This window comes from Streptomyces enissocaesilis (assembly GCF_039533765.1).
GTDB classification, from domain to species: domain Bacteria; phylum Actinomycetota; class Actinomycetes; order Streptomycetales; family Streptomycetaceae; genus Streptomyces; species Streptomyces enissocaesilis.
In genome coordinates this window covers 73,232-85,854 of sequence record NZ_BAAAUD010000013.1, presented here as the reverse complement: position 1 = coordinate 85,854, position 12,623 = coordinate 73,232, and the positions used below count along the sequence as shown (strand labels likewise).

Annotated in this window: 10 protein-coding genes; 5 read left to right on the top strand and 5 right to left on the bottom strand. The window is 72.9% G+C overall.

Annotated features, from left to right (window positions below):
• Window positions 1–50 precede the first annotated feature (50 nt).
• A complete protein-coding gene (locus ABD374_RS05660; protein ID WP_344491621.1) occupies window positions 51–236 on the top strand; it encodes a hypothetical protein in 186 nt (61 codons plus the stop codon).
• Here the strand turns inward: ABD374_RS05660 and ABD374_RS05655 are convergent.
• Window positions 226–1,023, bottom strand: a complete 798-nt coding sequence (locus tag ABD374_RS05655) for a site-2 protease family protein (protein WP_344491618.1) — start codon at window positions 1,021–1,023, stop codon at window positions 226–228. The genes ABD374_RS05660 and ABD374_RS05655 overlap by 11 nt on opposite strands.
• 90 nt (window positions 1,024–1,113) lie before the next feature.
• Between ABD374_RS05655 and ABD374_RS05650 the strand changes: the two genes are divergently transcribed.
• Together ABD374_RS05650 and ABD374_RS05645 are read left to right on the top strand one after the other, a co-directional pair.
• A complete protein-coding gene (locus ABD374_RS05650) occupies window positions 1,114–1,641 on the top strand; it encodes a DUF6578 domain-containing protein (protein WP_344491615.1) in 528 nt (175 codons plus the stop codon).
• Window positions 1,642–1,645: 4 nt separating this feature from the next.
• The gene (locus ABD374_RS05645; protein WP_344491612.1) at window positions 1,646–4,963 is read left to right on the top strand and encodes an ATP-binding protein; all 3,318 of its coding nucleotides are present in this window, start codon (window positions 1,646–1,648) and stop codon (window positions 4,961–4,963) included.
• Window positions 4,964–5,006: 43 nt separating this feature from the next.
• Here ABD374_RS05645 and ABD374_RS05640 read toward each other — a convergent pair whose 3' ends face one another.
• From ABD374_RS05640 to panB, 3 genes are all read right to left on the bottom strand, one after another.
• Window positions 5,007–5,852, bottom strand: coding sequence for an ABC transporter permease (locus ABD374_RS05640; RefSeq protein ID WP_344491610.1), 846 nt, complete (start codon window positions 5,850–5,852; stop codon window positions 5,007–5,009).
• Window positions 5,849–6,904: an ATP-binding cassette domain-containing protein gene (locus ABD374_RS05635; RefSeq protein WP_344492432.1), complete on the bottom strand. Its 1,056-nt coding sequence runs from the start codon at window positions 6,902–6,904 to the stop codon at window positions 5,849–5,851. Before ABD374_RS05635 ends, ABD374_RS05640 begins: the two co-directional genes overlap by 4 nt.
• Before the next feature lie 100 nt (window positions 6,905–7,004).
• The gene (gene panB / locus ABD374_RS05630) at window positions 7,005–7,868 is read right to left on the bottom strand and encodes a 3-methyl-2-oxobutanoate hydroxymethyltransferase (protein ID WP_344491608.1); all 864 of its coding nucleotides are present in this window, start codon (window positions 7,866–7,868) and stop codon (window positions 7,005–7,007) included.
• Window positions 7,869–8,166: 298 nt separating this feature from the next.
• Here panB and ABD374_RS05625 point away from each other — a divergent pair, with 298 nt between their 5' ends.
• Both ABD374_RS05625 and ABD374_RS05620 read left to right on the top strand, forming a co-directional pair.
• Entirely contained in the window at window positions 8,167–9,189 is a 1,023-nt protein-coding gene (locus tag ABD374_RS05625) for an endonuclease/exonuclease/phosphatase family protein (RefSeq protein ID WP_344491605.1), read from the top strand.
• Window positions 9,190–9,320: 131 nt separating this feature from the next.
• Complete coding sequence (locus tag ABD374_RS05620; protein WP_344491602.1) at window positions 9,321–10,547, top strand: MFS transporter; 1,227 nt, start codon at window positions 9,321–9,323, stop codon at window positions 10,545–10,547.
• A gap of 141 nt (window positions 10,548–10,688) precedes the next feature.
• Here the strand turns inward: ABD374_RS05620 and ABD374_RS05615 are convergent, their stop codons facing one another.
• Window positions 10,689–12,446 carry an NAD+ synthase gene (locus tag ABD374_RS05615; RefSeq protein WP_344491599.1) on the bottom strand — a complete coding sequence of 586 codons (1,758 nt, stop codon included), beginning with the start codon at window positions 12,444–12,446 and terminating at the stop codon, window positions 10,689–10,691.
• Window positions 12,447–12,623 lie beyond the last annotated feature (177 nt).

Sequence of the window (12,623 nt, the reverse complement as noted above, 5' to 3'; positions counted from 1 at the left end):
GGTGGACACTGGACCGGAAGCATTCCGCACCCGGACAGGAGCCGCCCCCCATGCCCCGCCTCGCTCTGTACGCCCTCGTCGTCTGCGCCCTCGCCGTGGCCGCGGCGGTGGTGTCCTTCGTCCAGGGCACCTGGCTCGGGATCATCTGGATCCTGCTGGCCGGAGTCACCTCGAACATGGCCTGGTACTACCTGCGCAGGGCGAAGGCCGGACGGGAGACCCCGGTCACCCGGTAGTCAGGGGCAGCTGAGGTTCGCCCTGCCAGAAGCGGTAGAACCGCTGGCCCAGGGCGGGGTCCAGGGCGGGGACGCCCAGCCCGCGCAGGATGGCGTCCACCGCGTCGAAGAAGACCTGGTTGACCCCCGGGATCCACAGCACGCCGAAGACCAGCAGCAGCCCGAAGGGCGCGAGCGGCTCGACCTGGCGGCGGATCCCGTACGAGAGCCAGGGCTCTATCACGCCGTAACCGTCGAGGCCCGGCACCGGCAGGAAGTTCAGGATCGCCGCCGTGACCTGGAGCAGGGCGAGGAACCCGAGCGCGTAGCGGAACACGTCGGGGACGCCGTCCAGCGCGTCCAGCCAGAACGGCGCCGTGCACACGACCGCGAACAGCACGTTCGTCAGCGGCCCCGCCGCCGAGACGAGGCTGTGCTTCCAGCGGCCCCGGATGCGGCTCCGCTCGATGAAGACGGCGCCGCCGGGCAGGCCGATCCCGCCCATGATCACGAAGAGCACCGGCAGCACGATGCTCAGCAGCGCATGGGTGTATTTAAGGGGATTGAGGGTCAGATACCCCTTCGCGCCGATGGAGATGTCGCCGCTGTGCAGGGCGGTGCGGGCGTGCGCGTACTCGTGCAGACAGAGCGAGACGATCCACGCGGACGTGACGAAGAGGAAGACGGCGAAGCCGGTGCTCGCCGAGAACTCCGTCCACACCGCCCAGCCGGAGACCGCCATGACGGCGGCGATCCCGAGGAAGACGGGACTGATCCGCCGGTCGCGACGGGTGAGGGCGGTGGTCATGCGCGGGGCTCCCGGGGTGGAGGGCGGGCGTACGGGCAGGACTGGGAAAACGTCTCGCGCGGCAACGGTAGTTCCGGCAAAGCTGGATCCATGGCGCTCTGGAGAATCATGTACGACAGCCGGCAGACGGAATGCTGCGGCGAACCGATCCCGGTGGGCGACGAAGTGCGGTGGCGGCTGATGCTGCGGGGGCCGCACGAAGGGGCGGCGCCCGAGACGTGGCAGGACAACCGCAGCGCGCTGGAGCCGGCGGGCCACGGACTGGTGGGCGGCCCCGGCCTCACCGCGCTCTGCGCCGGAAAGCCTTCCGCCCATCCGGTCGGCCTCCTCGCGGTGGAGACGCACGGGCCGGGACCGGACGACGTGCCGGAGACCGCCGGCACGGTCCGCTCCCTCCAGGTGGTCGTCGAGGGGTACGCCGTCACGCGCGCCGGGGGGCGTACGTACGAGCCGGTGCCCGGCGAACGGCGGCCGCGGGCGGCCGACACCCGCCCCAAGTGGTTCGGCGACACGGCGGAGCCGGACCGGGCGGACCGCGGCCACCGGCGCACGGAGACCGGGGTCCTGGCCGGGCTGGGGGCACCCGGCGGCACGGCGACCGCACGCCTTGGACAATAGGGCCGTGCGCTACCGCATCCTCGGCCCCACGCAGGCACTCCGCGACGACGGCACGCCCGTCACCGTCGGCGGAGCGCGGCTGCGCGCGCTGGTGACGGCACTGGCGCTGCGGCCCGGGCGTACGGTCACGGCCGGCGCCCTCGCCGGCGAGGTGTGGAACGGCGACCCGCCCGCCGACGCGACCGGCGCGCTCCAGGCCCTGGTCGCCCGCGCCCGCCGGGCCCTGGGCCACGCGGCGATCGCCTCCGCCGACGGCGGCTACCGGCTGCGCGCCGACCCGGAGGACGTGGACCTGTACCGCTTCGAGCGCCTCGCGGGGGAGGGCGCGAAGGCCCTGGACGACGGTGACCCCGGCAAGGCGGTGGCGCTGCTCGACGAGGCGCTGGGGCTGTGGCACGGACCGGTCCTGGCCGGCCTTCCCGACCGTACGGCGGAGGCGGCCCGCTGGGAGGGCCGCCGCCTCGCGGCCCGCCGGGCCCGTCTGGCCGCCCTGGTCGGCCTGGGGCGGGCCGAGGAGGCCCTGCCGGAACTCACGGTGCTCTGCGACGACCACCCCATCGACGAACCGCTCCACTCCCTGCGTCTGCGCGCCCTGCGCGACACGGGCCGTTCCGCGCAGGCGCTCGCGGCGTACGACGAACTCCGCCGCGACCTGGCGTCGCGCCTGGGCGCGGACCCGTCCCCCCAACTCCGCGCCCTGCACACCGAACTGCTCGCGCCGGCCGACCGGCCTCCGGCGGATCGGCCCCCGGCGGACCGGTCCGCGGCCGACCACCGCGTCGCGCCCGGCAATCTACGGGCCCGGCTGACCTCCTTCGTCGGGCGCGAGGCCGACATCGAGGCCATCACCGGTGACCTCGCGCGCGCCCGCCTCGTCACCCTGCTCGGCCCCGGCGGCGCCGGCAAGACGCGGCTGTCGCAGGAGGCCGCAGAGGCCGCCAAGGCCGCCGACGGTGCCTGGCGGGACGGCGTGTGGCTCGCGGAGCTCGCGCCCGTCGACGACCCCGAGACCGTTCCCGAAGCGGTGCTCGTCGCGCTGGGCGCGCGCGAGACCGTCCTGCGCGGCGCCGGCGCCGAGGAACTGCGCGCGGCGGACCGGCACGGCGACGATCCGCTCGTACGCCTCGTCGAGCACTGCGCCCGCCGCCGGATGCTGATCCTGCTCGACAACTGCGAGCACGTCGTCGACGCCGCGGCCCGCCTCGCCGAGGAACTGCTGGCCCGCTGCCCCGGCGTGACCGTACTCGCCACCAGCCGTGAACCGCTCGGCGTGCCCGGCGAGACCGTCCGGCCGGTGGAGCCGCTGCCCGACCCCATGGCGCTGCGCCTCCTGGCCGAACGCGGCGCGGCCGCGAGACCCGGCTTCCGCGTCGACGACGACCCGGACGCCGCCGCCGAGATCTGCCGACGCCTCGACGGGCTGCCCCTCGCCATCGAACTGGCCGCCGCCCGGCTGCGGATGCTCACCCCGCGCCAGATCGCGGACCGCCTCGACGACCGGTTCCGGCTCCTGACCGGCGGCAGCCGCACCGTGCTGCCGAGGCAGCAGACCCTGCGCGCGGTCGTCGACTGGTCGTGGGACCTGCTGGACGAGCGGGAGAGGGCCGCGCTGCGCGCCCTGTCCGTCTTCGCGGGCGGCTGCGACCTGACCGCCGCCGAAGCGGTGTGCGGCCCGGACGCGCTGGATGTACTCGGCTCACTGGTCGACAAGTCACTGGTCGTGGCCGCCCCCTCGGACGACGGCAGCGAGGGGGCCGGCGGCAGCGCCGGCATGCGTTACCGCCTCCTCGAAACCGTCGCCGAGTACGCGGCCGAACGCCTCGACGAGGCCGGTGACCGCCCCACCGCCGAGCGCCGCCATCTCGTCCACTTCCGCGAACTCGCCCGCCACACCGAACCCCTGCTGCGCGGCCGCGAACAGCTCGCCCGCATCAACCTCCTCCAGGTCGAGTACGAGAACCTGCGCACCGCACTGCGCCGCGCCGTGGCCGCCCACGACGAGCACGAAGTGCTCTGCCTCGTCCACTCGCTCGCCTGGTACTGGACGATCCGCGGCCTGCGCGGCGAGGCCCGCCACTGGTCGCTGGCCGCCACCCGGCTCGGACCCGACCCCTTCGCCCCGCCGGCCGCCCCCGCTCCCGCCCTGCACGAACGCTGTACGGACGCGCCGCCGCCCATGGCGCCCGAGCAGCTCCTGGAGGCCAGGCGCGGAGCCTGGCTGATCCACCTGGCGAGCATGAACCACGAGCTCGACGACTGGACGGGCGACGAGGCGACGGCATGGCTGCGCCGCGTCGTCGACGTCTACCGGCCCGGCCTGCCCCAGACCTGCCGCATGCCGGGGACCCTCTGGTTCTACGCGGTCATGCTGACCGGCAGCCCCGGGCAGTTGTACGAGGTCCTCAACCGGACCGTCGACGCCTGCCGGGAGTACGGCTACACCTGGGAGCTCGCCGCCGCCCTCCAGATGCGGGCCAACATCCTTGCCAACCGGAGCGACTGGGCGGGCGACGCGAGCCGCGACGCGGAGGAGAGCCTGGAGATCTTCACCCGGCTCGGCGACGCGTGGGGCGCGGCCGAGGCCCTGTCCGCGCGCGGCGAGGCGCACGAGCGAAGCGGCCGGTTCGGTCTCGCCGCCGAGGACTTCCGGGCCGCGATCGGCCACGCGGCCCGGCTCGGCGCACAGACACAGGTGTCGCTGCTGCGGGCCCGGTTCGCGGGCGTGCTGATGGAGGCGGGGGACGGCGAGAAGGCCGAGGCGATGCTGCGCGAGATCCTCGCCGAGGTCGAGGAGCACGGCCACGAGTCGGAGCCCGCCGCCCGCATGTTCCTGGCGATACGGCTCGCCCGCACCGGCCGCACCGGCGAAGGGCGGGCCCAGCTGGAACTGATGCGCCGGTCCTTCAACCGGACCAACCTCGCGATCTTCGAAGGCTTCGTGCTCGGCCTCCTCGCCTGGATGGACAACCTGGACGGCCGGTACGACCAGGCGCTCGGCCGGGCACGCCAGGCGCTGGAGCGCTCGCGCGAGCCGCTGTCCCGGATGGTCGCTCCGCAGATGCCGGCGATCCACCTGGTGACGGTGGCCCGCGCCCTGGCCGGGCTCGCCGGGCCGGGCCGGGCGCGGGACGCCGCCCGGCTGCTCGGTGCACACGAAGGCATCCTGCCCCCGGGCCACTTCGTGTCGGCCCAGGAGCGTGAGGCCAAGGCGGACGCCGAGGCGGCGGCCCGCGCCGCGCTGGGCGACACCGCGTACGAGGCGGCGTACGCCGAGGGCGGCGGCCTCACCCTGGATGAGGCCGCCGCCCTCGCCGGCCCCTGACACGGCCCCAGTACCTCGTCGGTACCTCTCCGTGCTCAGGGACTCAGGTCTTCTTGCGGAACTTCGAGACCGCGAGCGGCGCCGTCACCAGCGTGATGACCGCTGCCCAGGCCAGCACCATCCACACATCGCGGGCGACGGGCCCACCGATGAACAGACCGCGCGCCGCGTCGGCGAGGTTCGACAGCGGGTTGTAGTCGGTGAAGGTCTGGAGCCAGCCCGGCATCGTCGACGGCGGGGTGAAGATCGAGGACCCGAACTGCAACGGCATCAGCACGAGGAACGCCACCCCCTGCACGGCCTGCGCCGTCTTCACGGAGAGCCCGATCAGGATGAAGATCCACATCAGCGAGGCGCCGAAGAGGAGCGAGAGCCCGACCGCGCCCAGCACGTGCAGCGGCGACGTCTCGACCGACAGCCCCAGGACGAAGCCCACGATCAGCAGGATCGCGAAGGCGACCGTCATCCGGCCGACCTCGACGACGATCTTCGCTATGAGGACGGAGGACCGGGCGATCGGCATCGTGCGGAACCGGTCCATGACCCCCTTCTGGAAGTCCTCGTTGATGCCGGTGCCGACGGCCATGGAGACGTTCATGCCCATCATCGCCATCAGTCCGGGGACCAGATAGCTGACGTACTCGGACTGGTTGCCCTTGCCCGCGACCGCGCCGCCGAAGACGAAGACGAAGAGCAGGGTGAAGACGATCGGCATCAGCAGGACGTCGAACATCGACTCCGGGTCCTGCTTGATCTGCATGGCGTTGCGGCGGGCGAGCGCGCCGATGTGCCGCAGATTGGCCCGCAGGCCGATCCGCCCCTCGCCGTCGTGCGTCGCCTTCGCGGACGTCGGCGCCGGCGCCGGTGGGGTCACTGTCGCCGCGCTCATGCCGCGACCTCCTCGTGCTCGTTGTCCGCGGGGGACTCGGACATGACCGTCCCGGCCGCCGCCTCGCTCGTCTTCTCGCCCGTGATGGCCAGGAACACCTCGTCCAGGCTGGGCAGGTGGGTGCCGATGTGCGCGATGCCGAAGCCGCGCGCGCCCAGCAGGCCGACCACCGCGGTCAGCTGCTCGTCGCTGAGGATCGGTACGTACAGCAGGCCCTCGCCGGCGTCGGTCTTCGAACCCGCTATGCCGTCGAGCCCCGCCTCGCCCAACGCCCGCGCCATGGCGGTCAGCTGCGCCGGATCGGCCGGCCGGACCTCCAGGGTGCGGCCGCCGACCTTCGCCTTCAGCTCGTCGACCTTGCCGCCCGCGATGACGCGGCCGCGGTCGATGACCGTCAGCTCGCTCGCGAGCTGCTCGGCCTCCTCCATGTACTGGGTGGTGAGCAGGACGGTGACCCCCTCGCCCACCATCCGTTTGACCTCGTCCCACACTTCGTTGCGCGTACGGGGGTCGAGTCCGGTCGTCGGCTCGTCCAGGTAGAGCACGGCGGGCTCCCCGATCATCGACGCCGCCAGGTCCAGGCGCCGCCGCATGCCGCCGGAGTACTGCATCACCGGCTTCTTCGCGGCCTCGGTGAGCGAGAAGCGCTCCAGCAGCTCGTCCGCGCGCCGCCGCGCGTCCTTGCGGGACAGATCGAGCAGCCGCCCGATCATGTAGAGGTTCTCCCAGCCGGCGAGCTTCTCGTCGACCGAGGCGTACTGCCCGGTCAGGCCTATCGTGCGGCGAAGCTGCCGGGGCTGCTTCACTACGTCGTACCCGGCCACGACGGCCGTGCCGGCATCCGGCTGGACCAGCGTGGACAGGCACCGTACGAGAGTGGTCTTGCCGGCGCCGTTGGGCCCGAGGACACCGAGCACGGTGCCTTCCCGTACGTCCAGGTCCACGCCGTCCAGTGCCCTGGTCTCGCCGTAGTGCTTGACCAGTCCCCTTACCTCGACGGCGTTGGCCGCGCCGCCCCTGGGGTTCGTGTCGAATCGCGTCATGCCGACCATGAGAACAGCCGCCACTGACAACGCGCCGACAGAACGCCGACAGACGCCGACAGCCCGCCGATGGGGGAAGTCGGCGGGCTGTCCCTGGTGCGGGCAGTGGCTAGTGGAAGGTGTGCTCCTCCTGCGGGAACGCCCCGCCGACGACATCGCCGGCGAACGCCTTCGCCGCGTCCCCGAGGGTCTCCCGCAGGTTCGCGTACTGCTTGGTGAAGCGCGGCACCCTGCCGCCCGTGAGGCCCGCCATGTCGGTCCAGACCAGGACCTGCGCGTCCGTGTCGGGCCCCGCGCCGATGCCCACGGTCGGAATGTGCAGCGAGCGCGTCACCTCGGCGGCCAGCTCGGCCGGCACGAGCTCCAGCACGACCGCGAACGCACCCGCGTCCTGCGCGGCCTTCGCGTCCCTCAGCAGCTGGTGCGCGGCCTCGTCGCTGCGCCCCTGGACCCGGTAGCCCATGGTGTTGACGGACTGCGGCGTCAGCCCGAGGTGCGACATGACCGGGATGCCGGCCTTCACCAGCAGCTCGGTCTGGGCGTGCGAGCGCTCGCCGCCCTCCAGCTTCACCGCGCCCACGCCGGCGTCCTTGATCAGCCGGGTCGCGTTGCGCAGGGCCTGTACCGGGCCTTCCTGGTACGAGCCGAAGGGCAGGTCGCCGACGACCAGGGCGCGCCTGGTGCCCCGTACGACAGCGGCGGAGAGCAGCGTCATCTCGTCCATCGTGACGGGCACGGTGGTCTCGTAACCGAGGTGGCAGTTGCCCATCGAGTCGCCGACGAGCAGGACCGGGATGCCGGCCTCGTCGAAGACGGAGGCGGTCATCGCGTCGTACGCGGTGAGCATGGGCCACTTCTCGCCGCGCTCCTTGGCGGCGGCGATGTCGTGGACGGTGATGCGGCGAGTGCCCTTGCCGCCGTACAGCGCCTTGGCGCTGTCGGCGGAAGTCTTCTGGGCAGCCTGAAGCGTCATGGCCTACGGCTCCTTCGAAATCTCGAGGCGCCCTGACGGCGTCCCCGGACCACGTCCATGGTGGCATCCCCACCGGCTCCCCGGGAAGTGGGGACCCGCCGCCGCACGCGTCCACTGGCTGGTTTGTGCGCGTTTCGTCACAGCATTCGCCCGACGCGCCCGGCCCGGAACCCGCCGCGCCGCCCCGTCGTCCTCGTGGCAGTACGGCCGTCGTGTTCGGCGGCGGGGAAAGACGCCGGTCATCGCCTAGGGTCTGAGGCGGAGGCGGTGTGCACGGCAAGGCAGTGAGGACAGCGGAATGGCGCAGGCGTACATGACGGACACGGGGAACGGCAGCTCAGGGTCTGAGCGTTCCGGATCCCGGCTCCGGCGCCGCCTCGAAAGTCTGCGTCACGACCGGGGCATCTGGCGGCGCGGCATCCTCCTCGCGCTCTGCGCGCTCCTGCTCACGCTGCTGATGGTCTTCCACGCGCAGATCCCCAACGCGATCGGCAACCTCGGCAGCCTCACCGAAACCTTCCTTCCCTGGCTGGGACTGGGCGTTCCGCTTCTGCTCGCGGCCGCCCTGCTGCGCCGCTCGGCGACCGCGCTCGTCGCCCTGCTGCTGCCTGCCCTGGTCTGGCTCAATCTCTTCGGCGGCCTGCTCACCGACAAGTCGGAGGCGGGCGGCAACCTCACGGTCGCCACCCACAACGTCAAGGCCGGCAACGCCGACCCCGCGGGAACGGGCCGCGAGCTGGCCCGATCGGGCGCGGACGTGGTGGCGCTCCAGGAACTCAAGGCGAGCGAGGTGTCGACGTACGAGAGCGCCCTGTCCGGTACGTACAAGTACCACTCGGTGCAGGGCACGGTCGGCCTGTGGAGCAAGTACCCGATGACCGGCACGCAGTCCGTCGACATCAAGATGGGCTGGACGCGCGCGATGCGCTCGACCGTGACGACCCCGGCGGGGGACGTCGCGGTGTACGTCGCCCACCTGCCGTCGGTACGGCTCAAGGTCGACGCCGGTTTCACGGCCGGGCAGCGCGACGACAGCGCGGACGCGCTGGGCGAGGCCATCGCCCGCGAGCCCGTCGGCAAAGTCGTCCTCCTCGGCGACCTGAACGGCACGATGAACGACCGGGCCCTGAACGCCGTCACCTCGCAGATGCGGTCCACCCAGGGCGCGGCGGGCGACGGCTTCGGCTTCAGCTGGCCGGCGTCGTTCCCGATGGCGCGGATCGACCAGATCATGGTGAAGGGGATCACACCGGTGTCGTCGTGGGCCCTGCCGGAGACGGGCAGCGACCACCTGCCGATCGCGGCGCGCGTGGAGATCTGACGCACGGGCTTCGAGGTGCGGGATCCGACGCCCGCACGCCCTGCCGCAACCCCGTGTTCACACCGCGGAACATTTCACCTGAGAGACTTTGTTCAGTACAGGAACGAAGTCCCTCTTGTGGAAGGTCTCCCATGCCCCGGCCGCCCCGGCCCGTAGCCCTGCTCGCCCTCGCCGTCAGTGCCTTCGGCATCGGCACCACCGAATTCGTCATGATGGGCCTGCTGCCCAACGTCGCGGACGACCTGGACACCTCGGTGCCCAGCGCCGGCCACCTCGTGTCGGCGTACGCGATCGGCGTGGTCATCGGCGCCCCGCTGCTCACCGCCCTCGGCTCGCGCATCCCGCGCAAGCGCATGCTCCTGCTGCTCATGGCCCTCTTCACGGTCGGCAACCTCGCCTCCGCCCTCGCCCCCGGCTTCGGCTGGCTGGTGGCGGGCCGGGTGCTCGCCGGGCTGCCGCACGGGGCGTTCTTCGGGGTCGGCGCGGTGGTCGCGGCGCGGCTGGTCGCGGACGGGCGGCAGGCGCGGGCCGTTGCGACGATGTTCCTGGGCCTCACGGTCGCCAACATCGTCGGCGTCCCCGCCGCCACCCTGCTCGGCCAGCACCTCGGCTGGCGCGCCACGTTCCTGGTGGTGGCGGCGATCGGCCTGGTCGCGATGGCGGCGCTGGCCCGCCTGGTTCCGTACGTCCCGACGGACACCCGGCAGAGCGTGGGCCGCGAACTGCGCACCCTCGGCAACCGCCAGGTCCTGCTCGGCCTGCTCACCGCGGTCTTCGGCTTCGCGGGCGTCTTCGCGGTCTACTCCTACCTGGCCTCGATGACGACCGAGGTCATGGGCTTCGGCGAGTCCTCCGTGACGCTGGTCCTCGCCCTCTTCGGCATCGGCATGACGCTGGGCGCCCTCGCGGCGGGCCCGCTGACCGACCGGGCCCTGCGCCCCACGCTCTACGGCTCGCTGGGCGCTCTCGCGGTCGTCCTGCTGGCGTTCAACTACACCGCGCACGTGCGGTGGGCGGCGCTGGTCACCGTGGTGGTGCTGGGCGCGGTCGGCTTCATGACCACGACACCGCTCCAGATGCTGGTCATGAACAAGGCCAAGGACGCCCCCACCCTGGCCTCGGCCTCCAACCACTCGGCCTTCAACCTCGCCAACGCGGGCGGTGCGTGGCTCGGCGGCATGGCGATCACCGCCGGCTGGGGCTGGATGTCCCCGACGCTGGTCGGGGCGGTGCTGGCGGCGGCGGGCCTCGCGATCGCCGTCACGGCGGGCCTCCTGGACCGCACCCCGGCGTCGTCCCGTTCGCGGGTGGTGGCCGGGGGCGCGGCCCGGGAGCCGGTGCGCGACACGGTGGCCTGACGGGGTCTCTCCCCCTGCCCGGACCGGGGCCCGGAGGGCGCCCGGGGGCTTGGGGGCCCGCCCCCGGCCAGGGGAGGGGCGGGGTGGGGAACAGGCCCCGTGCGGCGGCCCGCCCCGCATCCCGCCCCCGCGCCGCACGCGTCAGACGGGTGACTCGCGCCACCGGTTCGTGATCGGCAGGCGGCGGTCCTTGCCGAAGCCCTTCGGGGAGATCTTCGTGCCCGGCGGATACTGCCGGCGCTTGTACTCCGCCGCGTCCACCATCCGCAGCGTCTTCGCGACCAGCGCCCGGTCGAAGCCCGCGGCCACGATCGACTCCAGGCCCCGGTCCTCGTCGACGTACATCTCCAGGATCCGGTCCAGCACGTCGTAGTCCGGCAGCGAGTCGGTGTCGACCTGGCCGGGGCGCAGCTCCGCGCTCGGCGGCTTGGAGAGGGAGTTCTCCGGGATCGGCGGGGTCTGGCCCCGCTCCTCGGCCGCCTTGTTCCGCCACCTCGCCAGCGCGAAGATCCACGTCTTGTAGACGTCCTTGACCGGCCCGTACGCGCCGACCGAGTCGCCGTAGAGCGTCGAGTAGCCCACCGCCAGCTCGGACTTGTTGCCCGGCGCGAGCACGATCTGGCCCTCCTGGTTGGAGATGGCCATCAGCGTGGTGCCGCGCAGCCGCGACTGGAGGTTCTCCTCGGCGAGCCCGGTCAGGGCGAGCGAGCCCATGTACGCGTCGAACATCGGCTCGATCGGAACGGTCCGGAAGTTCAGTCCGGTGCGGCGGGCCAGTTCGGCCGCGTCGCGCTTGGAGTGTTCCGAGGAGTACTTCGACGGCATCGACACGCCGTACACGTTCTGCGCACCCAGCGCGTCGCACGCGATCGCGGCCACGAGCGCCGAGTCGATGCCGCCGGACAGCCCGACCAGGACGGAACCGAAGCCGTTCTTGGCGGCGTACGCGCGCAGGCCCACGACCAGCGCCGAGTACACCTCCTCCGTGTCCTCCAGGCGCTCGGCGTACCCGCCGGTCAGCTCGGGCTCGTACGCGGGGAGGGGCTCCTCGGAGAGCACGACGTGGTCGATGCGCAGCCCGTCGTCGACCGTCCCGGACGGGGGAGCGGGGCGCGCGGCGGGCAGCTCCAGGTCGAGCAGCATGCTGCCCTCCGAGAACTGCGGGGCGCGCGCCACGACCTCGCCGTCCTTGTCGCAGACGATCGAGTCGCCGTCGTAGACCAGCTCGTCCTGGCCACCGGTCATCGCGACGTACGCCGTCGTGCAGCCCGCCTCCCGGGCGCGCCTGCGCACCAGCTCCAGACGGCTGTCGTCCTTGTGGACCTCGTACGGGGAGGCGTTGAGGGAGAGCAGCAGACCCGCCCCGGCGGACCGGGCGGCCGGCACGCGGCCGCCGTCCTGCCAGAGGTCCTCGCAGATGGCGAGGGCGACGTCGACGCCGTGCACGCGGACGACGGGCATCGAGTCGCCCGGCACGAAGTACCGGAACTCGTCGAAGACGCCGTAGTTGGGGAGGTGGTGCTTGGCGAAGGACAGCGCGACCCGGCCGCGGTGCAGCACGGCGGCGGCGTCCTGCGGGGAGCCGGCGGGCTGGCCGTAGCGCGGCTGGGCCTTCTCGCAGCGGTCGAGGTAGCCGACGATCACGGGGACCTCCCCGAAGCCCTCGTCGGCGAGGCGCACCGCGAGCGCCCGCACGGCGTCGCGCGACGCCTCGACGAAGGACGAGCGCAGGGCGAGGTCCTCGACGGGGTAACCGGTCAGTGCCATCTCGGGGAACGCCACGAGATGGGCGCCCTGCTCGGCGGCGTGCCGGGTCCAGCGGACGATCGCTTCGGCATTGCCCGCGAGGTCGCCGACGGTCGAGTCGATCTGATTCAGGGCGAGGCGTAGTTGAGGCACGCGCCCAGCTTATCGTCCCTCTGACGCGATGTCCTGGAGACGCCAGGACGGACCTGCGCGGGACGCCCCGCTCCGGCGCCCGCTCCGACAGCGGGCTCCGGCCCCGGCCCTGCTCGACCGGGCCGGCGAGGGCCATCGCCCGGTCGGCCGCCAGACCCTCGCGGGCGTGGCCGAGCC

What these genes read in the sequence shown, in the direction of transcription:
- ABD374_RS05660 (WP_344491621.1), top strand. Translation starts at nt 51, where the DNA reads ATGCCCCGCCTCGCTCTGTACGCCCTCGTCGTCTGCGCCCTCGCCGTG.
- ABD374_RS05655 (WP_344491618.1), bottom strand. Translation starts at nt 1,023, where the DNA reads ATGACCACCGCCCTCACCCGTCGCGACCGGCGGATCAGTCCCGTCTTC.
- ABD374_RS05650 (WP_344491615.1), top strand. Translation starts at nt 1,114, where the DNA reads ATGGCGCTCTGGAGAATCATGTACGACAGCCGGCAGACGGAATGCTGC.
- ABD374_RS05640 (WP_344491610.1), bottom strand. Translation starts at nt 5,852, where the DNA reads ATGAGCGCGGCGACAGTGACCCCACCGGCGCCGGCGCCGACGTCCGCG.
- ABD374_RS05635 (WP_344492432.1), bottom strand. Translation starts at nt 6,904, where the DNA reads ATGGTCGGCATGACGCGATTCGACACGAACCCCAGGGGCGGCGCGGCC.
- panB (WP_344491608.1), bottom strand. Translation starts at nt 7,868, where the DNA reads ATGACGCTTCAGGCTGCCCAGAAGACTTCCGCCGACAGCGCCAAGGCG.
- ABD374_RS05625 (WP_344491605.1), top strand. Translation starts at nt 8,167, where the DNA reads ATGGCGCAGGCGTACATGACGGACACGGGGAACGGCAGCTCAGGGTCT.
- ABD374_RS05620 (WP_344491602.1), top strand. Translation starts at nt 9,321, where the DNA reads ATGCCCCGGCCGCCCCGGCCCGTAGCCCTGCTCGCCCTCGCCGTCAGT.